Consider the following 20,920-nt stretch of genomic DNA (forward strand, 5'->3'; position numbering starts at 1 on the left):
CTGATTATGAAAAAAATCATTGCCGTTACCGGCTGCCCTACGGGTATTGCCCACACGTTTATGGCTGAAGAAGCCTTGAAGACCGCAGCAAAAAAATTAAATGTCGAAATAAAAATAGAAACTAATGGCGCATCCGGTGTTGAAAATGAAATAACGCCTGAAGACTTAAAAAATATTTACGGCATCATCATTGCCGCAGATAAAGATGTCAACGCCGAACGCTTTAATGGATTACCCGTGATTGAAGTGCCGGTTAAAGAAGCGATTCACCACCCGGTAGACCTTATTGATAAAGTCATCAGCGGGCAACTTTCCCGCCGCCAGGGGATATCTTCTGCTTCTGTAACAGCAGAAAAATATGAACAAGAATCCTTCGGCAGGCAAATTTATAAACACCTGATGAGCGGTGTCTCTAACATGCTGCCTTTCGTGGTAGCAGGCGGTATTTTAATTGCCATTTCTTTTCTGTGGGGCATTTATTCCGCCGACCCCAATTCACCTCAGTACAACGCGATTGCCGCAACTTTAATGCAGGTGGGCCAGCAGGCATTTTCCATTATGGTGCCCGTTTTTACGGCCTATATTGCCTGGTCGATTTCCGGCCGCGCCGGGATGGTTGCCGGGTTCGTTGGCGGCCTGCTGGCTAACGCCACGGGGGCGGGCTTTCTCGGCGGGATCATTGCCGGTTTCGCCGCCGGTTACTTCATGCTGCTTGTTCGCCGCCTGCTCGACGGGCTGCCGCGTCAGTATGAAGGCTTAAAATCGATCTTCATTATGCCGCTGATTGGCGTGCTGGTGATTGGCGTACTGATGGTGCTGCTCGGCAAGCCCGTCGCGGCCATCAACAACGGCATGATGGACTGGCTGAGTTCGCTGCAACAAGCCAATCCGATCTTGCTGGGTATTGTTGTCGGGGCGATGTGTTCCTTCGATTTTGGCGGCCCGGTCAACAAAGCAGCGTACGTCACGGGAACATTGCTGCTCGGCCAGGGGAACTTCTTCTTTATGGCCGGCGTGTCCGCCGCCTGTATTACGCCTCCGCTGGTCATCGCTCTGGCAACCACTTTCTTCCCCAAAGGTTTTAGCGAAGAGGAGCGTGCGGCCGGGATGGTGAACTATATTCTCGGCTGCACGCATATCACCGAAGGTGCCATCCCCTTTGCAGCGAAAGATCCGCTGCGCGTGATCCCGATGATGATGATCGCCTCTTCCATCTCGGCCGTACTCAGCTACAGCATGCATATAGAAGTCCCGGCACCGCACGGCGGGTTCCTGATCCTGCCGCTGGTCAGCAAACCATTAATCTGGGTGCTCTGCATCCTGGCCGGCTCCGCCTGCGGTGCGGTGATGCTAGGTACGTGGCGACTCTGGAATAACCGCAAACAGCCTACAGCCGGGCTGCAGACAGGAGGTCAGAATGCAACTTTGTGAACAGGATATTTTCATCAGCCATGAGCAGGTCGATAAAGTCACTGCGCTCGAGCAAGTCAGCGACAGGCTGGTATCAGCGGGCAATACCACGCCGGAATATCTTCAAGGCATGTTGGCCAGAGAAGCGCAGATTTCCACTTACCTGGGCCACGGCATTGCCATTCCCCACGGCACACCGGATACCCGTCATGCGGTGCTGAGCACTGGCGTAAAAGTGATTATATTCCCGCAGGGCGTGGACTGGGGAGAAGATAATGTGGCGTATATGGTGGCCGGGATTGCCGCAAGGTCGAACGAACATCTCGATATTTTGCGTCAGCTCACCCGGGCGTTGAGCGATGAAGGCGTGCCGCACGCGCTGGCGAAGGCCACAACGCCGGCTGAGGTTTTAGCGATTCTGACCGGTAATAACGCCGAAAGTGAGCCACAAACATCCCACACGGAAGGAGAACAGGCCACGTTTGTGATCCGTAATCCTCACGGGCTACATGCCAGACCGAGCGCCGTGCTGGTGAAACTGATTAAGCAGTTTCAAAGCCGTGTCACCGTTGAGAATATGGACAGCCAGGCCGGGCCCGTTGACGGCAAAAATCTGATGAAGATGGTTTCGTTGGGGGTAAAAACGGGCCACCGTATACGGTTCACGGCGAATGGCACCGATGCCCGCACGGCGCTTGCAGCCATTGGGCAAAGTATTGATCAGGGGCTGGGAGAGATGCCTGTCGCCCCGCCAGAACAACCGAAGCGCGGCTGGTTATCCCGCTTGTTTGGTTAACTTCATTTGCCGGATGTCATTGTGGCATCCGGTATTTGTAACACCGATACGATCAATAATACTCCACCGTATTTTTAATGGTGTAACGGTCCACCTTTGGCGGCGTGACGGAATCATCCGTCATTTCCAGATCGCAGGACAGCGAGTTGAAATGGCGGTCATAGTCACAGCTTTGCTTTGCGACCCCGATGATTTTGCCGTTCAGGCTGGTTGTCGCGCTGTAATCCAGCTTTTTCTTTTTATCGACACCCGCTTTCGCCACGATGGCAAGCTCGCTGTCTTTCGATTTGGTGATTTTCCCCAGCGGGTAGCCTTCGCTGTCGTACTTATAGGTCACCAGCACATCTTTGCCTTTGGCGGCGGTCACAAAGTCGTTGTCGTCGGTGTCGTAGCTGATGCCCGCGGCAGGCAGTTCAGCAAGCTGGCATTTCCCCTGCAGCCGAACGCGTTTTTCAAGGCTGACCGCATCAACATAGTAGTTTGCATCGAGCGTCAGCGATGCCCCGCTGTTGTTCTCCAGATCGTGAAATTCCAGCGTGTCGAAGCAGCCTTCTTCCGAAAGCGTACCGCTGACCCTTTTCAAAACCTGACCTTTGTCGTTCATCAGCGTCTGGCTAAAATCCTTTACCGGGCCGCGCATTGGATCGAAATCAAATTCGTTAGAAAAACTGGCCATTTCCGGCGTGTACGCCTGCGGCGACGTCGAGTTATCGCAGCCTACAAGGCTAAAAACCAGCGCACCGAGGGTAATGATTTTCTTCACGTTTTGCCGCTCTCCTGTTTTTATGTCATAACATGATATAAGCAAATACAACACTTTACACTAAAAGCGCTATTCTTAACGTTCAACTCAACATAAGGAAGGGATGATGAAACGTACCGTTTGGTTAAGCACGATACTGCTGATCGCTGCCGCACCGGCGTTGGCCGCACAGGGCAGTTGCGAAAAAGTGAAAGCGGATATTCAGCAGAAAATTGTCAATAACGGCGTGCCTGAGTCAGGTTTCTCGCTCACTATCGTACCTAACGATCAGGCAGACAAAGCCGGCGGCCAGGTCGTCGGCCACTGTGCGAACGACACGCAAAAAATCGTTTATACCCGTATCGCGGGCGGTGCTGCGCCGGAAAATGAACCGCAATAATCCCCTGCAGGGTGCCGGGCACCCTGCTTTCCTTCATCTATTTCCCCTCATCCACCGCAACTTTGACTGGCGTTAATAACGTCTACTCCTAATTAAGTAACACTCTTCCCCCGAGCGCCCCCTGACGGGCAGGCTCAGCAATCACCGAACCACAAAAAATACAAATAATAACGTCTTCCACACGACAAAAAGTCATGGAGAGAGCGATGTCGAACCTCAATCATCCAGGCGGGATTAGCCGCCGCAGCCTGGTAAAATCATCAGCCATTGGCGGCCTGGCCCTCGCCGCAGGCGGCATTTCGCTGCCTTTTGGTATGCGCAGCGCCGCGGCCGCGGTTGCCGACGCCCTGTCGCCGGAAAATAAAGACAAAGTTGTCTGGGGAGCCTGCTCGGTTAACTGCGGCAGCCGCTGCGCCCTGCGGCTGCACGTTCGCGACGAAGAGGTTTACTGGGTTGAAACGGACAATACCGGGCTGGACACCTATGGCGACCACCAGGTTCGCGCCTGCCTGCGCGGGCGCTCCATCCGCCGCAGGATCAACCACCCGGAACGCCTGAATTATCCGATGAAGCGCGTGGGCAAACGGGGTGAAGGTAAATTTGAACGCATCAGCTGGGGCGAAGCGCTGGAGATTGTCAGCCACAGCCTGAAGCAGACCGTTGAAAAATATGGCAACGAAGCGGTCTACATTAATTACTCATCCGGCGTGGTTGGCGGGAATATCACCCGCTCTTCCCCTTACGCCTCGCTGGTCGCCAGGCTGATGAACTGCTACGGCGGTTTTCTGAGCCACTACGGCACCTACAGCACCGCCCAAATTGCCTGCGCCATGCCGTACACCTACGGCAGCAATGACGGCAACAGCACTTCGGATATCGAAAACAGTAAACTGGTCGTCCTGTTCGGCAATAATCCAGCAGAAACGAGGATGAGCGGCGGCGGTATCACTTATTACCTTGAACAGGCTCGCGAACGTTCCAACGCCCGCATGATCGTTATCGACCCGCGCTACACCGATACTGCGGCAGGCCGGGAAGATGAATGGATCCCTATTCGCCCCGGAACGGATGCCGCGCTGGTGGCCGGGCTTGCCCACGTCATGATTAGCGAAAATCTGGTCGACCAGACCTTCCTGGATAAATACTGCGTCGGCTATGACGAGACAACCCTGCCCGCCGATGCCCCACGCAACGGTCACTACAAAGCCTATATTTTAGGTGAAGGCGATGACGGGACAGAGAAAACGCCGCACTGGGCCTCCCGGATAACCGGTATTCCGGTGGACAGAATCATCAAGCTGGCGCGAGAGATTGCGGGTGCAAAACCCGCTTACATTGCCCAAGGCTGGGGGCCGCAGCGCCAGGCCAATGGCGAGTTGACCTCACGCGCCATCGCCATGCTGCCGATCCTGACCGGCAACGTGGGGATTAACGGCGGCAACAGCGGCGCGCGTGAATCCACCTATACCATCACCATTGAACGTATGCCGGTGCTGGAAAACCCGGTCAAAACGCAGATCTCCTGCTTCAGCTGGACGGACGCCATCACTCGCGGCCCCGAAATGACGGCCAAACGAGACGGCGTGCGCGGGAAAGAGAAGTTGGACGTGCCGATCAAGTTCATCTGGAACTATGCCGGCAACACGATTATTAACCAGCATTCCGACATCAATAAAACCCACGCCATTTTGCAGGACGATAAGCAGTGCGAAATGATTGTGGTGATCGAGAACTTTATGACTTCGTCGGCGAAATACGCCGATATCCTGCTGCCGGACCTGATGACCGTCGAGCAGGAGGACATTATTCCTAACGATTACGCCGGTAATATGGGCTACCTGATTTTCATCCAGCCCGCCACCGCGCCTAAGTTTGAGCGCAAGTCTATCTACTGGATGATGAGCGAAGTGGCTAAACGCTTGGGCGACGAGGTGCATCAGGCCTTCACGGAAGGACGAACCCAGCGCGAGTGGCTGCAATATCTGTACGCGAAAATGCTGGCGAAAGACCCGGCGCTGCCTGCTTATGAAGATCTGCGGGCGATGGGTATTTACAAGCGTAAAGATCCGGCTGGCCATTTTGTGGCTTACAAAAAATTCCGCGAAGATCCTCAGGCCAGCCCACTCAAAACGCCGTCCGGGAAAATTGAAATCTACTCCAGCAAGCTCGCCGGAATTGCCGCCAGCTGGGAGCTGGAAAAAGATGAAACCATCAGTCCGCTGCCGGTGTATGCCTCGACGTTTGAAGGCTGGGACTCTCCGCAGCGCAGCGAGTTTCCCCTCCAGCTGTTTGGTTTCCACTACAAATCCAGGACCCACTCAACCTATGGCAACATTGACGTCCTGCAGGCCGCCGCGCGTCAGGAAGTCTGGATTAATCCGCTCGACGCAAAACGTCGCGGCATTGCCAACGGTGACAAAGTCAGCGTGTTTAACGGGCGCGGTGAAGTGCATATTGAGGCGAAGGTCACCCCGCGCATCATGCCTGGCGTTGCCGCTATGGGCCAGGGCGCCTGGCATGACGCCGACATGAACGGCGACCGCATTGACCACGGCGCCTGCATTAATACGCTAACCACGCACCGCCCTTCACCGCTGGCAAAAGGCAACCCGCAGCATACCAATCTGGTTGAAATTAAGAAGATTTAAGCGTGATGGCAAAGGCTTATCGCTTTGCCTGTATTCACCCGGCTCCAGCGACGTATAGCGGAGCCGGGTGCCCGACGAAAAGGAATGAAAATGCTCTCTGAACAACAACGCCTGTCGGCGATAGCCCTTAGCGGCCGGGTGCTCGGAGCCCTGTTTTATCATGCCCCCAACCACCCGGACAGCGCCGCGCTGATGGCGATGCTTGCCGCACCGGACTGGGTGAGCGAATGGCCGTTCCAGACCCCAACGCTGGCGGCAGTTGCGCCTCTCATGACTGCAGGCCTTGCGGATCAGGCCACGCCGATAAACGAAGAGTTCCAGCGCCTGTTCATCGGCCCTTATGCGCTGCCGGCCCCGCCGTGGGGCTCGGTCTATCTCGACAAAGAAAATGTGCTGTTTGGCGACTCGCTGCTTGAGCTTCGCCAGTGGATGCGGACCCAAGGCTTTGCCCCACAGACGGAACAAAACGAGCCTGAAGATCATTTTGGCTTAATGCTGATGCTGGCGGCCTGGCTGGCCGACCAGGGGCTGCGGCAGCCGTTGGATGAGCTGCTGGCCTGGCATCTGCTGCCCTGGGCCGAACGTTATCTGAGCCTGTTAACCGAAAACACAGCGAATGATTTCTATCGTGGCCTGGGCGAGCTGGCAAAACTGACCCTCTCAGGCTGGCAAAACGGCATGTTGATGCCCGTCGCCAGCAAAGAACTGCATTTCTAAGAATCCTGGGCTTTCAGGAAGCCGGACGCATCCGGTTTCCTGAAAAAACGAGGATTTCTGCACTCCGTGAATGTGACAACGTCACCTTGCGTTAACATTTTTAAGACAAATCTTTACTTTTCATCCACAGGCCAGATGCCATAAGGCCTGAGCATCAGTTTATCGACTGAATCATTAGCCTCTTAATTGTCCCTTAAACTGGAATCCTTCCCGCTGCGTTGCTATAGCTCCAGACACCCTGCCGACACATGGCATAACAACAGGCCGCCTCCCCGGCGGCGATAACGCGTGCACACAGGGAGACACACTGCAATGCAAAACGCATCCTTCGCAACACGGTTCTTACTTGGGCTAGTGGCGCTGATTTTAGTGCTTGCTCTGGTGGTTTGGGGCATCGGCCTCGACACACTGAAAGCCCGGCAGGTCGATTTACTCTATCTCGGGCAGCAGCACCTGATTCTGGTGTTCAGCTCAATGGCGCTCGCCCTGCTGGTCGGTATCCCCAGCGGAATATTGCTCAGCCGCCCTGCGGCTCGCCGCTGGGCCGAGTACGTCATGCAGATTTTTAATATCGGCAACACGCTGCCGCCGCTGGCGGTGTTAGCTCTGGCGATGGTGATTATCGGCATTGGCGACAAACCGGCGATCGTCGCCCTGTTTCTTGCCTCACTGCTTCCGATTGTCCGTAATACCTATGCCGGGCTTTGCAGCGTTCCTCCGTCACTGATAGAAGCCGCCAATGGGATTGGCATGACCAAATTCCAGCGGCTGCGTCAGGTGGAGATCCCCAACGCCTGGCCGGTGATCCTGTCCGGCGTGCGGATTGCCACCGCCATCAACGTCGGCACCGCCCCGCTGGCCTTTCTTATCGGCGCGAGCAGCTACGGAGAGCTTATTTTCCCGGGGATTTACCTGAACGATTTCCCAACGCTGATACTCGGCGCCGTGGCGACGGCACTGTTTGCGCTCATCCTCGACTTAGCGCTTGCCAGCCTAGGGCGGGTGCTCAGCCCCCACACCGCCCAATAACAACAATAAGGAGCGTGTATGAAACTGCTTTCACGGATGCTAACTACGGCGTTTGCCGCAGCCTCCCTTATCGCCACCCAGGCCCAGGCCGCACCGCTGATTCTGGCGACCAAAAGCTTTACCGAGCAGCATATTCTGTCGGCCATGACCACGCAGTATCTGGCTAAAAAGGGCTTTCAGGTGACGCCGCAGACCAACATTGCCACCGTAATTTCCCGCAATGCGATGATCAACAAGCAGATTGATATGACCTGGGAGTACACCGGCACCTCGCTGATTATCTTTAACCACATTAATCAGCGAATGACGCCGGAAGAGTCGTACAACACGGTCAAAAAACTGGACGCAAAGCTGGGCCTCGTCTGGCTTAAACCCGCGGAGATGAACAACACTTACGCCTTTGCCATGAAGCGCGAACGGGCAGAAAAAGAAGGCATTACCACGATGTCGCAGTTGGTGGAGCGCATCGAACATGTGCGCCAGACCGACCCAAAACATAACTGGATGCTGGGCCTGGATCTGGAGTTTGCCGGGCGCAGCGACGGCCTGAAGCCGCTGCAGCAGGTGTACAACATGCCGCTGGACCGCCCGCAAATCCGCCAGATGGACCCCGGCCTTGTCTATAACGCCATCCGTGACGGGTTTGTTGATGCCGGTCTGATCTACACCACCGACGGGCGTATGAAGGGGTTTGACCTGAAAGCGCTGGTGGACGACAAGGGCTTCTTCCCAAGTTACGCTGTCACGCCTGTGGTGCGTGAAGACGTACTGGACTCGCATCCAGGCCTTGAGGAGGCGCTGAACACCCTTTCGTCCGAGCTGAACAATGAGGTGATAACAACCCTGAACGCTAAAGTTGATATCGACCATGAAACCCCGCAGCAGGTGGCCCGTGAATTCCTGCAGCAGAAAGGCTTGCTCTGAGGAGGTATCGTGGAAACGTTACATTATATGATTGATAACGCAGGGTATATTGGCTCTCTCACCCTGCATCACCTGTGGCTGGTGCTGATCGCCGTCGGCCTGGCAATCCTGATTGGCGTGCCGTTGGGCATTCTTATCGTGCGCCATAAATGGCTTGCCACGCCAATACTCGGTTTTGCCACTATTTTGCTCACCATTCCGTCCGTGGCGCTGTTTGGCCTGATGATTCCCCTGTTTTCGCTGATCGGTCAGGGTATTGGCGTAGTCCCTGCGGTGACAGCGGTGTTCCTGTATTCGCTGCTGCCGATTGTCCGCAATACCCACACCGCGTTGGACAGCCTGCCGCCGGGGTTACGTGAGGCCGGGCGAGGCATCGGGATGACGTTTTGGCAGCGCCTGCGCTGGGTGGAAATTCCTATGGCGCTGCCGGTGATTTTTGGCGGAATTCGAACCGCGGTGGTGATGAACATTGGCGTCATGGCCATTGCCGCCGTCATTGGCGCGGGCGGTCTGGGCTTGCTGCTGCTTAATGGCATCGGCGGGAGTGATATCCGCATGCTCATTGCCGGGGCGGTGATGATCTGCCTGTTAGCCATCGTGCTCGACTGGCTGCTGCATCGTCTGCAGCTGCATTTCACTAAATGGTAAAAGAGGCCGCTATGCGTTTTATCCCACTCTGCATACTTTCAACGCTGGCGCTGCTGACAGCCTGCTCTTCCCGGCCAGCGCCAGAACCGCCTCAGGACACCCCAGAGTGCATGAACTATCGCCATATGATGACCGCACCTATGCTGCCGGACGCGGTACAGCGTCTGAAACAAAAGTGTGAAGACTCCCGCCGCAAGCTTATGAATTAAGGCGCTGAGACCAGCGCCAAAGAGGATCCGATAATGATAAAACTTGAAAACCTCACGCGACAATTTGTACAGAAAAACGGGCAGACTTTTAACGCTGTCGACAACGTCAGCCTGAACGTGCCAGAAGGTGAAATGTGCGTGCTGCTCGGCCCTTCCGGCTGCGGTAAAACCACCACCCTGAAAATGATCAACCGCCTGATAAAACCCACCGGCGGCAAGATTTTAATCAACGGCCAGGACACCAACGATCTGGATTCCGTCACACTGCGCCGCAATATCGGCTACGTTATCCAGCAAATCGGCCTGTTCCCGAACATGACGATTGAAGAGAATATCACTGTTGTGCCACGTATGCTGGGCTGGGACAAAGCGCGCTGTAAAGCACGCGCCCAGGAGTTGATGAGCATGGTCGCCCTCGATCCTAACCGCTTCCTCAACCGCTATCCGCGCGAAATGTCCGGCGGCCAGCAGCAGCGTATCGGGGTGATCCGAGCCCTGGCGGCGGATCCTCCGGTGCTGCTGATGGATGAACCTTTTGGCGCGGTTGACCCGATCAACCGCGAAACCATTCAGAACGAGTTTCTGGAGATGCAGCGCCAGTTGAAGAAAACGGTAATGCTGGTCAGCCACGATATCGACGAGGCGCTGAAGCTTGGCGACCGGATTGCCGTCTTCCGCCAGGGTAAAATTGTGCAGTGCGCCAGCCCTGACGAGCTGCTGGCGAAACCGGCCAATGACTTCGTCGGCTCGTTTGTTGGCCAGGACCGCACGCTGAAGCGCCTCCTGTTGGTGCAGGCCGGAGACGTAACCGACCAGCAGCCGACCATTACGGCTCGTGAATCCACGCCGCTGGCGGAAGCTTTCGCCACCATGGATGACAACGACATGCGTTCCATCACCGTCGTTGACGCCGGAGGTAAACCGCTTGGCTTCGTTAAGCGGCGTGAAGCGCGAGGCGCGACGGGCACTTGCACCGACCTCCTTCACCCGTTCCGCGTCACCGGCCGCGCGGAGGAAAACTTGCGCATCGTGCTTTCTAAGCTCTATGAGCACAACATGGTCTGGATGCCGATCACCGATGAAGATGGCCGCTACAGTGGCGAAATTTCGCAGGATTATATTGCCGATTATCTCAGCTCGGGCCGCACCCGTCGGGCGCTGAATATCCAACAAAGTTAATCAATCCTATGCGCTGCTTTGTGGCGGCGCATTTTCCTTTGAGCTTAGCGACGTTCTCCCCCACAATAGCGCCATTCTTTCGCCATCTTATGCGCTATGCACCGAATACAAGCCTTGCCTGACATCAGAGTGATGCTTCGCCGACTGGTGATTGCGGTCTTCATTGGCCTGGCTTCCGCGCTGGTGGTCTGGCTATTTCGGCAGGCCATGTACCTGCTTGAAAACGTCTTCCTCGGCGATCACGGCGGCAGCCTGGTTGCAGCCGCTGCGGCACTCGAACCCTGGCGACGCGTCCTGACGCCTGCCGCAGGTGGCCTGCTGGCCGGGCTTTTGCTGTGGAGCTGGCAACGAGCCACTCGCCAACGCCCTTCTGCCCCCACCGACTATATGGAAGCCATCGAAACCGGCGATGGTCGTCTGGACGTGCCGTCCAGCCTGGTGAAGTCCGCCGCTTCGCTGATAGTCGTCGCCAGCGGGAGCGCAATAGGACGCGAAGGGGCGATGATTCTGCTGGCAACGGTTTTTGCTTCGCTGTTTGCCCAGCGCTTTACTCCGGACAAAGAGTGGAAGCTGTGGGTCGCCTGCGGCGCGGCTGCGGGGATGGCGAGCGCCTATCATGCACCGCTGGCGGGCAGCCTGTTTATTGCGGAAATTCTGTTTGGCTCACTGATGCTTGCCTCGCTGGGGCCGGTGGTGATTGCCGCCGTCAGCGCCCTGTTGATGACGCATTTGCTGAACGGCGGGCAGGCTCCGCTGTATATCGTCACGCTTCTTGATCCCCCTCAGCCTTCGCATTATGGGCTAATGGCGCTGCTCGGCTTAACCGCGGGCGTGCTCGGGCCGCTAATTCTCTGGCTGCTGGCGCGAAGCAGCACGCTGTTTCGTTCACTTAAGCTGTCGCCGCCGCTGCAGCTGGCGCTCGGCGGGCTGATTGTCGGCCTGCTTTCGCTGGTCACCCCGACGGCATGGGGCAACGGCTACAGCGTGGTGCAGTCGTTTCTTTCCAGCCCGCCTGCGCTGCTGTTTGTCGGTGGCGTGCTGCTGTGCAAACTGCTGGCGGTGATGGCAAGCAGCGGCTCCGGCGCACCGGGCGGCGTATTTACGCCCACGCTGTTTATGGGGGCGGCACTGGGCATGCTGTTTGGCCAGGTTTGTGGCCTGTGGGGCGGCGGTGAACCGCTGATGATCCTGCTGGGGCTGACGGGAATGGCGTCTTTGCTGGCGGCCACGACGCACGCGCCTATCATGGCGACGCTGATGATTTGTGAAATGACCGGGGAGTTTACGCTGCTCCCCGGTCTGCTGCTGACCTGCGTGATAGCCTCCACGCTTTCGCGCTGGCTACGCCCGCAGTCGGTCTACCGTCAGAGCGCTACGCAGCCGGGTTAGGTCGATATAGGCTCCCAGCTCACGCTGTTCGGCCCGGGGCAGGTACGGCAGTTCACCGACCAGCGGCCCCGGCAGTTTTTTGCTCAACACCTCGATAATTTCCGCGTAGTGCGCAAGGCCTGGGTTGATACGGTTCGCGACCCAACCAATAAACGGCAGCCCGTCGTTGGCAATCGCCTGCGCCGTCAGCAGCGCATGGTTGATGCACCCTTCCTGAATCCCCACCACCAGCAGCACCGGCAGCTGCTCTTGTACCACCCAGTCCGACAGCGGACGAAGATCGTTCATCAGGCTGCGCCAGCCGCCCGTGCCTTCGACGACGACGTGATCCATTTGGTCGGCCAGCCTTTGCAGGCCGCTCGACAGCAGCGAGTAGTTAATCGGCCCGTGATGGCTGATGCTGCTCTCTTCCTCGCTGAGCGCGATAGGATTGATCGCTTCATAGGGCAGTTTGATCGTGGAGACGCTTTGCAGTACCAGCGCATCTTTATTGCGCAGCCCGTCTGGCGTCTCTTTACTGCCCTTCGCGACCGGCTTGTAGCCAACGACGCTTTTCCCGCTGGCCGACAACGCCTGCAGTAAGGCTCGTGACACCACCGTCTTCCCGACGGCAGTATCCGTACCTGTTATAAAGAAACGCTTAAGCATGGCTGTCTCCCGAGGTAATGCTAGCCAGATAATTAAAGAGAAAAACTAACGCGGGAAAGTCTAAAAGAATGGCGCTGTAGCCAGATTGAGATAGCGCAATTTTTGGTGAATCAGGGCCGAAGATTAGCCCTGCAGCAGGCGAATTAATAAAGAGCCGTTATACATTGCATCTTTTACCAGCGCCGCGCCGGCCATGGTACCTCGGTTATCAAACTGCGTCCCTTCGACCACCGTATGACTGCTATAGGCGGGTAATGCCTGCTGGCGAATACAGTCCGTAATCGCGGGGTGAAGGATGGCGGCGGCGCGGTTAAGCGGTGAACCGATAAGAATTTTTTGCGGATTAAACAGGTTAACCATGATGGCCAGAATACGCCCCACGTTTTGCCCGACGCCGATAATAATATCTTTTGCCAGCAGATCTCCGCTTAACGCGGCGTCGCACAGGGATTCCACGCTCAGCGGCTGGCCGTGTAACATTGAGCCCATTGACTGGCTCATACGCTGCTGCGCCAGCTCCAGCACGCTTTCGACGCTGGCAATGGTTTCAAGACAGCCGTGGTTGCCGCAGTAGCAGCGTTTTCCGTAAGGATCGACCTGCGTGTGGCCAATTTCCACCAGGCTGCTGCTGCCCGCGTGAAGCAAACGCCCATCGGTGATAACGCCTGCGCCAACGTTGTGATCAATCACCACCTGAATCACATCTCTTGCGCCCTGAGAAGCACCAAACAGCCCTTCAGCCATGGTCCAGGCGCTGATATCGTGCTGGATAAAGACCGGGACGCCGGTGTGATTGCCCAGCGCCTCGCCCAGCGGCATATCGCAGACATCGTAGAACGGCATGCGATGAATAACACCATGAACGGTATCAATGATGCCCGGTAGCGTAATGGCGATGGCGGTCAGGCGTTCAAGCTTTTGCTGATGGCGAATAAAGAACTGATCGACCTGAAAGATGATGCGTTCCAGTAAAGGCTGCGGGTCGTCCGTCGGCAAGTCTACCGTGTCTTCAACCACCAGCTTGCTGCTAAGGTCGCGCAGTCCCAGTGAAATTTCACGGCGGCTCAGGCGAATTGAGAGGTAATGCCAGGCTTCTGTTTCAAGCATTAAGCCCACCGCGGGGCGACCACGGCTGCCGGGGTCCTGAATCTCCGTTTCCTGTACCAGATGCGCCTCAAGCATTTCCCGCACAATCTTAGTGATACTGGCCGGAGCCAGCTGCGCCAGGCGGGAAAGATCGATTCGCGACACCGGACCGTGGGTATCAATCAAACGATAAACAACGCCGGCATTGGTTTGTTTAATCTGATCGATATGGCCCGGTTGACTATCAGCAACCACGTGGTACTCCCTTTATTTTCGCGCTTCGAAATAAACTTTTAGGCTATGGTGAAACACTTCAAGTGGGGTCGTCAAATATTTACGTAGGGTTGTGATTTACCGCACATATTCCCGCCACATTTGGCCTATTTTAACGCCCATGAGGCCTCGGTCAGCAGCGCCGAGATTCGCTTCGCTGCTTCCGATAATTCCCGATGCTTTGGCCAGACCAGCCACAGCTCAGACTGTGCCTCTGGCTCGTCAATGGGGAGCCAAACCACATCACTCAGGCGAATGCGCTGGAACGAAGCTGGCAGGATGGAAACCCCCAGCCCGGCAGACACCAACCCAATGATCGTCATCGCCTCGCCAACTTCCTGGGTGATGTACGGCACGATGTTATAGCGGCGGAGCAGCCCAATAATGTCGTCGTAAAGCCCGGTACCTACGTGCGGGTCAAAGAAAACAAACGGCTCCTGAGCAAGCTGTGTCAGCGATATCGAACGGCTGCCTGCCAGCGGATGATCGCGATGCACCATCGCCAGCAGCGGTTCACGCAGGATGAGCGTCCAGTTCAGGGTATCCGGCAGACGCGTATTGCGCATCAATCCCAGCTCAAGCTCGCCCTCATTCAGGGGAGCAATTTGTTCCCGGGTGTTCACTTCCCGCATCTGAAGATGCACGTCAGGGTAGCGCTTGCGAAAGCGAGACAGGCTGTCAGAAACGGCCTTAATAAACGGTGCTGATGAGGTAAAGCCAATGCGCAGCTCGCCGGTTTCGCCCTGATGCAGCCGGGCAGCACGCGCGGCTGCGGCATCCACCTGGCTGAGAATTTGCCTGGCATCAGAGAGAAACTGCTGGCCGGCTGCGGTGAGGTTAACGCTGCGGTTGGTGCGCGCCAGCAGGCGAGCGCCGATTTGCTCTTCAAGGATCTGAATTTGCTGGCTAAGAGGCGGCTGGGAGATCCGCAGCCGTGCCGCCGCCCGGCCAAAATGCAGCTCTTCGGCAACGGCGATGAAATAGCGCAGGTGGCGCAGCTCTATGTTCATATGTTTAAAGTATCATTTGAGATTATTAATATATTAGACATAACATTTACACTTTTCTACTCTGTAAAGAATAAGTTAACACCTGCGTAAGGATCTCCCTTGAGTCGTACAACTACCGTCAGCACAGCCCCGACAGAGGATGTTGACGAAAGCCGGTCTGCCCCTTCTGTCAGCTATATCAAACGCGGTACCCCTCAGTTTATGCGCGTCACGCTGGCGCTGTTTTCCGCCGGGCTGGCTACCTTTGCCCTGCTCTATTGCGTCCAGCCTATTTTACCGGTGCTCTCTCATGAATTTGGCGTCAGCCCGGCAAGCAGCAGTATTTCGCTATCGGTTTCTACCGCCATGCTGGCTATCGGGCTGCTGTTTACCGGCCCGCTGTCGGACGCCATTGGCCGTAAACAGGTCATGGTTACGGCTCTGCTGCTGGCTTCCTGCTGTACTTTGTTGTCAACGCTGATGACCAGCTGGCACGGCATTTTGATCATGCGCGCGCTCATCGGCCTTTCCCTTAGCGGCGTTGCTGCCGTGGGCATGACCTACCTCAGCGAGGAGATGCACCCGAGCGTGGTGGCGTTTTCGATGGGCCTGTACATCAGCGGGAACTCAATCGGCGGAATGAGCGGCCGCCTGATCACCGGGGTACTCACCGACTTCTTTACCTGGCGCGTGGCCGTCGCGGCTATCGGCTGTTTTGCCCTTGCCTCAGCGCTGATGTTCTGGAAGATTCTGCCGCAGTCGCAGCATTTTCGCGCCTCCAGCCTTCGCCCTAAAACGCTGTTTATTAACTTCCGCCTGCACTGGCGGGACCAGGGGTTACCGCTGCTGTTTGCGGAAGGCTTCCTGCTGATGGGGGCGTTTGTCACCCTCTTTAACTACATTGGCTACCGCATGATGGAAGCCCCATGGTTTCTGAGCCAGGCGGTGGTGGGCCTGCTGTCCGTCGCCTATCTGACCGGGACATGGAGCTCACCTAAAGCAGGCGCCATGACCGCGAAATATGGCCGCGGTCCCGTGCTGATTGGCTTCACGGCCATTATGTTCCTTGGTTTAACGCTGACCGTTTTCTCCTCGCTTATCGTTATTTTTGCCGGGATGCTGCTGTTCTCCGCCGGTTTCTTTGCCGCCCATTCGGTTGCCAGCAGCTGGATTGGGCCACGCGCACGTCGGGCCAAAGGCCAGGCTTCTTCGCTGTATTTGTTCAGCTATTACCTGGGCTCCAGCCTGGCGGGTACCCTTGGCGGCGTGTTCTGGCACCAGTTTGGCTGGAACGGCGTGGCGGCGTTTATCGGCTCGCTGCTGCTGGTCGCCCTGCTGGTTGCCACCCGTTTGCACCATAAGGCGCACTAACCTGCTGCCGCTCTCGTGTTCAGGCAAGCTTAATGCTATTTTCTTTGGCGTTAACAACCTGTTCACGAGGCCATATGGAAAAGCAAAACTATAATCACCTGACCCGTACCTTCCAGCGTCTGTCCCGGTTTGATCATCTGTCAGCCATTGCCGGCTGGGACATGTCCACCATGATGCCCGCTAACGGTAGCCAGGCGCGCGGCGAGGCTCTCGCTGAACTCAGCGTGCTTAAGCACCAGATCCTGACCGACAAGAAAATTGCCACCCTGCTCCAGGCCGCAGCTCAGGAAGATCTGAACGATGTGGAGCGTGCCAACCTGCGTGAAATGACTCGCCACTACCAGGAAGCGGTGCTGCTCCCGGATGCGTTAGTAGAAGAGAAATCACTGGTAGGTACGCGCTGCGAGCACGGCTGGCGTACCCAGCGCCCGGCGAACGACTGGCAGGGTTTTTCCGCGAACCTGAAGGAAGTCGTTCGCGTCAGCCGCGAAGAGGCACGTCTGCGCGCAGAGGCAAAAGGCATTTCCCGCTATGATGCGCTGCTGGACATCTATGAACCCGGCATGACCAGCGCCAAGCTCGACGTATTGTTTGGCGATCTGCGCGGCTGGCTGCCGGATCTGCTCCAGAAGGTGGTTGATAAGCAATCCAAAGAAAAAATGCTGACACCACAGGGCCCTTTCGCCACCGAAACCCAGCGCCAGCTCGGGCTGGATACCATGGCGCTGCTCGGCTTTGACTTTAACGGCGGCCGCCTTGACGTCAGCGCGCATCCCTTTTGCGGCGGCGTGCCTGAAGATGTGCGAATCACGACTCGCTATAACGAAGAAGAGATGTTCAGCTCGCTGTTTGGCGTGATTCATGAAACCGGCCACGCCCGCTATGAGCAAAACCTGCCCCGGGAATGGCTCGGCCAGCCCGTTGCGCTGGCGCGTTCTACCGCCATTCATGAATCCCAAAGCCTGTTCTTTGAAATGCAGCTTGGGCGCAGCGCGCCGTTTCTGAAACTGCTGTTACCCAAAGTGATTGAGCGTTTTGGTCCGCAGCCTGCATTCGAGCTGAACAATTTTATCAACATCAACCAGCAGGTGGAACGCGGCTATATTCGCGTCGATGCCGATGAAGTGAGCTACCCGGCGCACGTCGTGCTGCGGTATGAAATTGAACGGGCGCTGATCGACGGTGATATCGAGGTGGATGACATTCCGGCGCTGTGGAATGAGAAGATGCAGTCCTGGCTGGGCCTGTCCACCGAAGGCAATTACCGCCACGGCTGTATGCAGGATATTCACTGGACTGACGGCGCTTTCGGCTACTTCCCGTCCTACACTCTGGGCGCGATGTACGCGGCGCAACTCTTTAGCGCGGCATCACGCGCGCTGCCGGACCTGGAGCAGGCGATCGCCAGCGGGAATTTCTCCCCCTTATTTGACTGGTTGAAGCAAAATATCTGGCAGCACGGCAGCCGTTTCACCACCTCACAGCTGATAACCAACGCCACCGGAGAAGATCTTAACCCGTTGTATTTCCGCAAACACTTAGAATCACGTTACCTGTAATCCCCTCACGCCGGGTCGTCTGTACCCGGCGTTGTACATTACGTTACATGCCGATACCAATCACTCACTGAACACTTTGATTCCCCAGCCTATAGTTCATTTCAACGGCCCCGCAGTGGGGTTGACACACAAACAAATTCGAGGATGTCGAAATGAAAAAAGTATTAGCTCTGGTTGTTGCCGCTGCTATGGGTCTGTCTTCTGCCGCTTTCGCTGCTGACACCACCGCTACCGCTCCAGCTGCTGCTCCAGCAACCACCGCTGCTGCTCCTGCTGCTAAAGCGCCAGCTGCAAAAGTAACGCATCACAAGAAACACAAAAAAGCTGCCGCTCAGAAAGCTCAGGCTGCTAAAAAGAAACACAAAAAAGCCGCTAAACCAGCCACCGAGCAGAAAGCTCAGGCTGCTAAAAAGCACCACAAAAAAGCAACCAAACCAGCTGCTCAGAAAGCCCAGGCTGCTAAAAAACACCACAAAAAAGCAGTAAAACCAGCTGCACAGAAAGCTCAGGCTGCTAAAAAACACGTGAAAAAACATCACAAAGCCGCTGCTAAACCAGCTGCACAGCCAGCAGCATAAGTTAAACGGGGCGACCCGTTAGCTTGAAGCGTTTACATAAACACCCGGCTTGCCGGGTGTTTTATTAGGAATAAGGCACAGCCTTTAGCACGTACTTATTTCTGGAGTGCGGATAATGTTGCGACGCTACAGTTTCGAGTTAATCCTCGCCCTGCTGATCATCTGCGGTATTATTACGCTGAGCTTCTGGCTCTGATAGCGTAGTCTGCTGTTTTCACTCCCACTTTCGGTCCGTTCCGACTATAGTTACTGCATCTATAAAAACCATAATTATTAGCCCCTTCAGAGAGAGCTATGCGCAAAAGTGTTGTGTTGTTTTTAGGAGCATTGATCCTTTTACCTCAACTCGTTCACGCGGACGAAGACGACAGCCCGGCGAACGTTAAAACACTGTTCTTCGGCAAAGATGACCGTATTCGCGTGACCAACCCTGAGGACGCCCCCTGGGATGCCATTGGCCAGTTGGAAACCGCCAGCGGCAACTTATGTACCGCCACCCTGATTTCACCGCATCTGGCCTTAACTGCCGGGCACTGCCTGCTGCAGCCGCCGCGTGGTAAGGCAGACAAAGCCATCGCCCTGCGCTTTATTTCCCACAAAGGGCAATGGCGCTATGAGATACATGATATCGAAGGCCGCGTGGACAAGTCCCTCGGTCGCCGCCTTAAGCCGGACGGTGACGGGTGGCTGGTTCCGTCTAACGCAGCGCCTTACGATTTTGGCCTGATTATTATCCGTAATCCGCCTTCAGGTATCACGCCACTGCCGCTGTTTACCGGCGACAAAGACGCGCTAACCGAAGCATTAAAGGCGCAGGATCGTAAAGTGACGCAGTCCGGCTATCCGCTGGATCATCTCGACGACCTGTATACCCACAGCAACTGTCTGGTGACGGGCTGGGCGCAAGCGTCCGTGCTGTCGCACCAGTGCGATACGCTCCCCGGCGATAGCGGTTCACCGCTGTTGCTGAAAACCGATCAGGGCTGGCAGCTGATTGCGGTGCAAAGTTCCGCCCCGGCAGCTAAAGACAGATACAGAGCTGACAACCGCGCCATTTCAGTCACCGGCTTCCGCGACAGACTGGAAGCGCTGGCACAATAAGCGCTCAACCCGATACCGTCGGGCACCGTAGCAATAACGGTTGCCCGGCAGCTAAACATTTTTTGACATCATCTTGCGGTGCGTATGTATTGACATAATGATGCCAAACCCGGCCATTAGCACGATCAACGCCGAGCCTCCGTAGCTTATTAACGGCAGCGGAACACCTACTACCGGCAAGATTCCGCTGACCATACCGATGTTCACAAACACATAAACGAACAAAATCAGTATCAGGCTGCCGACAACCATGCGGCCAAAAAGCGTCTGAGCCTGAGCGGCGATGATCAACCCGCGCATAATCACCAGCAGATACAGCGCCAGCAGCACTAAAATGCCGATAAAGCCCAGTTCTTCCGCCAGAACGGCAAACACAAAGTCGGTGTGCCGCTCCGGTAAAAACTCCAGCTGCGACTGTGTGCCGTGCAGCCAGCCTTTCCCTACCATACCGCCAGAACCAATAGCAATTTTTGACTGAATAATGTGATAGCCCGCCCCACGCGGATCGCGGGTCGGATCCAACAGCATCATGATGCGTTCACGCTGATAGTCATGCATAAGAAAGAACCACAGCACCGGAATGAACACCGCAATTAGCGCGGCAGCGGCGGCGATAATCCGCCAGCTAATGCCGGACAGGAACAACACGAAAAGACCGGATGTGGCCACCAGAACGGCGGTCCCGAGGTCGGGCTGCATCGCAATAAGCAAGGTGGGAACAAAAATCAGCGCCAGGGCGATGGCGGTATGTTTTAGCGATGGAGGACAGGGATTGTGATTGATAAACCGCGCCACCATCAGCGGGACGGCAATCTTTGCGATTTCAGAAGGCTGGAAGCGGATAACGCCGAGATCCAGCCAGCGCTGAGCCCCTTTACTGATTTGCCCGATGCTATCCACCATTAGCAGTAAAATCACGCACAGGGCAAAGAGCCAGGGGGCGGATCTTTCATAAAAGCGAGGAGGGATTTGCGCCATGGCGATCATCACGATGAGTCCCATCGCTATCTGCCCGGCTTTGCGCTCCATCATCCCAGGCTCCTGGCCGCTGGCGCTCCACATCACAAACGCGCTGTAGGCAAGCAGCAGCATAATCAACAGCAGCAGCGAAGCATCAAGATGCATCTTTAGCCAAAACATTCTTTTCTGATGAATATTTTCCATGTAATACCTCTGCCACCACAAGGTAATTCAGGCATGGTTCCTGATATATTCACGGGACAA

The 20,920-nt window shown here is 56.0% G+C and carries 20 protein-coding genes; 15 read left to right on the forward strand and 5 right to left on the reverse strand.

Translation table 11 applies throughout. The annotated features are described in order from the left end of the window. Nucleotides 1-6: 6 nt before the first annotated feature. A complete protein-coding gene (locus WFK85_RS08020; RefSeq protein ID WP_166992762.1) occupies nt 7-1,431 on the forward strand; it encodes a fructose-specific PTS transporter subunit EIIC in 1,425 nt (474 codons plus the stop codon). Further along, nucleotides 1,418-2,206 (forward strand): HPr family phosphocarrier protein, encoded by a 789-nt coding sequence (locus WFK85_RS08025; RefSeq protein WP_166992765.1) that lies wholly within the window; start codon nt 1,418-1,420, stop codon nt 2,204-2,206. Before WFK85_RS08020 ends, WFK85_RS08025 begins: the two co-directional genes overlap by 14 nt. A 52-nt stretch (nt 2,207-2,258) precedes the next feature. Here the strand turns inward: WFK85_RS08025 and WFK85_RS08030 are convergent, their stop codons facing one another. Then, nucleotides 2,259-2,969: a YnfC family lipoprotein gene (locus WFK85_RS08030; protein ID WP_166992768.1), complete on the reverse strand. Its 711-nt coding sequence runs from the start codon at nt 2,967-2,969 to the stop codon at nt 2,259-2,261. Between the two features lie 106 nt (nt 2,970-3,075). Here WFK85_RS08030 and WFK85_RS08035 point away from each other — a divergent pair, with 106 nt between their 5' ends. From WFK85_RS08035 to clcB, 9 genes are all read left to right on the forward strand, one after another. After that, a complete protein-coding gene (locus tag WFK85_RS08035) occupies nt 3,076-3,348 on the forward strand; it encodes a DUF1161 domain-containing protein (RefSeq protein ID WP_008459230.1) in 273 nt (90 codons plus the stop codon). Nucleotides 3,349-3,554: 206 nt separating this feature from the next. Further along, complete coding sequence (gene ynfE, locus WFK85_RS08040; protein WP_166992771.1) at nt 3,555-5,996, forward strand: selenate/tellurate reductase subunit YnfE; 2,442 nt, start codon at nt 3,555-3,557, stop codon at nt 5,994-5,996. Nucleotides 5,997-6,086: 90 nt separating this feature from the next. Beyond that, a complete protein-coding gene (gene dmsD / locus WFK85_RS08045; protein ID WP_166992774.1) occupies nt 6,087-6,713 on the forward strand; it encodes a Tat proofreading chaperone DmsD in 627 nt (208 codons plus the stop codon). Between the two features lie 312 nt (nt 6,714-7,025). Further along, nucleotides 7,026-7,742, forward strand: coding sequence for an osmoprotectant ABC transporter permease OsmY (osmY, locus tag WFK85_RS08050; protein ID WP_008459233.1), 717 nt, complete (start codon nt 7,026-7,028; stop codon nt 7,740-7,742). An 18-nt stretch (nt 7,743-7,760) separates the two neighbouring features. Further along, complete coding sequence (locus WFK85_RS08055; protein WP_166992777.1) at nt 7,761-8,666, forward strand: glycine betaine ABC transporter substrate-binding protein; 906 nt, start codon at nt 7,761-7,763, stop codon at nt 8,664-8,666. Between the two features lie 9 nt (nt 8,667-8,675). Beyond that, entirely contained in the window at nt 8,676-9,314 is a 639-nt protein-coding gene (gene osmW, locus WFK85_RS08060) for an osmoprotectant ABC transporter permease OsmW (RefSeq protein ID WP_008459235.1), read from the forward strand. A gap of 11 nt (nt 9,315-9,325) precedes the next feature. Then, nucleotides 9,326-9,523 carry a hypothetical protein gene (locus tag WFK85_RS08065; protein WP_008459237.1) on the forward strand — a complete coding sequence of 66 codons (198 nt, stop codon included), beginning with the start codon at nt 9,326-9,328 and terminating at the stop codon, nt 9,521-9,523. A 33-nt stretch (nt 9,524-9,556) separates the two neighbouring features. After that, a complete protein-coding gene (gene osmV, locus WFK85_RS08070; protein WP_166992781.1) occupies nt 9,557-10,702 on the forward strand; it encodes an osmoprotectant ABC transporter ATP-binding protein OsmV in 1,146 nt (381 codons plus the stop codon). A 96-nt stretch (nt 10,703-10,798) separates the two neighbouring features. Then, nucleotides 10,799-12,091 (forward strand): voltage-gated ClC-type chloride channel ClcB, encoded by a 1,293-nt coding sequence (gene clcB / locus WFK85_RS08075; protein WP_166992784.1) that lies wholly within the window; start codon nt 10,799-10,801, stop codon nt 12,089-12,091. Here the strand turns inward: clcB and bioD are convergent. The 3 genes from bioD to WFK85_RS08090 form a co-directional block, all read right to left on the reverse strand. Beyond that, the gene (bioD, locus tag WFK85_RS08080) at nt 12,044-12,739 is read right to left on the reverse strand and encodes a dethiobiotin synthase (protein WP_008459243.1); all 696 of its coding nucleotides are present in this window, start codon (nt 12,737-12,739) and stop codon (nt 12,044-12,046) included. The two genes, clcB and bioD, sit on opposite strands and share 48 nt — an antisense overlap. A gap of 123 nt (nt 12,740-12,862) precedes the next feature. After that, the gene (mlc, locus tag WFK85_RS08085; RefSeq protein WP_166992787.1) at nt 12,863-14,080 is read right to left on the reverse strand and encodes a sugar metabolism global transcriptional regulator Mlc; all 1,218 of its coding nucleotides are present in this window, start codon (nt 14,078-14,080) and stop codon (nt 12,863-12,865) included. Between the two features lie 125 nt (nt 14,081-14,205). After that, nucleotides 14,206-15,108: a LysR family transcriptional regulator gene (locus WFK85_RS08090; RefSeq protein WP_336707393.1), complete on the reverse strand. Its 903-nt coding sequence runs from the start codon at nt 15,106-15,108 to the stop codon at nt 14,206-14,208. Between the two features lie 99 nt (nt 15,109-15,207). On the opposite strand from WFK85_RS08090, the gene WFK85_RS08095 reads away from it, so the two are divergent. From WFK85_RS08095 to WFK85_RS08110, 4 genes are all read left to right on the forward strand, one after another. After that, on the forward strand, nt 15,208-16,458 hold the full coding sequence (locus WFK85_RS08095; protein WP_008459250.1) for an MFS transporter: 1,251 nt from the start codon (nt 15,208-15,210) through the stop codon (nt 16,456-16,458). Between the two features lie 74 nt (nt 16,459-16,532). Beyond that, a complete protein-coding gene (locus WFK85_RS08100; protein WP_336707392.1) occupies nt 16,533-18,017 on the forward strand; it encodes a carboxypeptidase M32 in 1,485 nt (494 codons plus the stop codon). Nucleotides 18,018-18,169: 152 nt separating this feature from the next. Next, nucleotides 18,170-18,595 carry an acid resistance repetitive basic protein Asr gene (gene asr, locus WFK85_RS08105; RefSeq protein ID WP_008459254.1) on the forward strand — a complete coding sequence of 142 codons (426 nt, stop codon included), beginning with the start codon at nt 18,170-18,172 and terminating at the stop codon, nt 18,593-18,595. 294 nt (nt 18,596-18,889) lie between these two features. Beyond that, the gene (locus tag WFK85_RS08110; protein ID WP_008459256.1) at nt 18,890-19,696 is read left to right on the forward strand and encodes a trypsin-like serine peptidase; all 807 of its coding nucleotides are present in this window, start codon (nt 18,890-18,892) and stop codon (nt 19,694-19,696) included. Between the two features lie 51 nt (nt 19,697-19,747). On the opposite strand, the gene mrdB is transcribed toward WFK85_RS08110, so the two are convergent. Next, nucleotides 19,748-20,860 (reverse strand): peptidoglycan glycosyltransferase MrdB, encoded by a 1,113-nt coding sequence (gene mrdB / locus WFK85_RS08115; protein ID WP_166992799.1) that lies wholly within the window; start codon nt 20,858-20,860, stop codon nt 19,748-19,750. Between the last annotated feature and the right edge of the window lie 60 nt (nt 20,861-20,920).

The sequence above is a fragment of the Cedecea sp. VD22 genome, from assembly GCF_037150195.1.
GTDB lineage: Bacteria > Pseudomonadota > Gammaproteobacteria > Enterobacterales > Enterobacteriaceae > Cedecea.

What these genes read in the sequence shown, in the direction of transcription:
- WFK85_RS08020 (WP_166992762.1), top strand. Translation starts at nt 7, where the DNA reads ATGAAAAAAATCATTGCCGTTACCGGCTGCCCTACGGGTATTGCCCAC.
- WFK85_RS08025 (WP_166992765.1), top strand. Translation starts at nt 1,418, where the DNA reads ATGCAACTTTGTGAACAGGATATTTTCATCAGCCATGAGCAGGTCGAT.
- WFK85_RS08035 (WP_008459230.1), top strand. Translation starts at nt 3,076, where the DNA reads ATGAAACGTACCGTTTGGTTAAGCACGATACTGCTGATCGCTGCCGCA.
- ynfE (WP_166992771.1), top strand. Translation starts at nt 3,555, where the DNA reads ATGTCGAACCTCAATCATCCAGGCGGGATTAGCCGCCGCAGCCTGGTA.
- dmsD (WP_166992774.1), top strand. Translation starts at nt 6,087, where the DNA reads ATGCTCTCTGAACAACAACGCCTGTCGGCGATAGCCCTTAGCGGCCGG.
- osmY (WP_008459233.1), top strand. Translation starts at nt 7,026, where the DNA reads ATGCAAAACGCATCCTTCGCAACACGGTTCTTACTTGGGCTAGTGGCG.
- WFK85_RS08055 (WP_166992777.1), top strand. Translation starts at nt 7,761, where the DNA reads ATGAAACTGCTTTCACGGATGCTAACTACGGCGTTTGCCGCAGCCTCC.
- WFK85_RS08065 (WP_008459237.1), top strand. Translation starts at nt 9,326, where the DNA reads ATGCGTTTTATCCCACTCTGCATACTTTCAACGCTGGCGCTGCTGACA.
- osmV (WP_166992781.1), top strand. Translation starts at nt 9,557, where the DNA reads ATGATAAAACTTGAAAACCTCACGCGACAATTTGTACAGAAAAACGGG.
- clcB (WP_166992784.1), top strand. Translation starts at nt 10,799, where the DNA reads ATGCACCGAATACAAGCCTTGCCTGACATCAGAGTGATGCTTCGCCGA.
- bioD (WP_008459243.1), bottom strand. Translation starts at nt 12,739, where the DNA reads ATGCTTAAGCGTTTCTTTATAACAGGTACGGATACTGCCGTCGGGAAG.
- WFK85_RS08090 (WP_336707393.1), bottom strand. Translation starts at nt 15,108, where the DNA reads ATGAACATAGAGCTGCGCCACCTGCGCTATTTCATCGCCGTTGCCGAA.
- WFK85_RS08100 (WP_336707392.1), top strand. Translation starts at nt 16,533, where the DNA reads ATGGAAAAGCAAAACTATAATCACCTGACCCGTACCTTCCAGCGTCTG.
- asr (WP_008459254.1), top strand. Translation starts at nt 18,170, where the DNA reads ATGAAAAAAGTATTAGCTCTGGTTGTTGCCGCTGCTATGGGTCTGTCT.
- WFK85_RS08110 (WP_008459256.1), top strand. Translation starts at nt 18,890, where the DNA reads ATGCGCAAAAGTGTTGTGTTGTTTTTAGGAGCATTGATCCTTTTACCT.
- mrdB (WP_166992799.1), bottom strand. Translation starts at nt 20,860, where the DNA reads ATGGAAAATATTCATCAGAAAAGAATGTTTTGGCTAAAGATGCATCTT.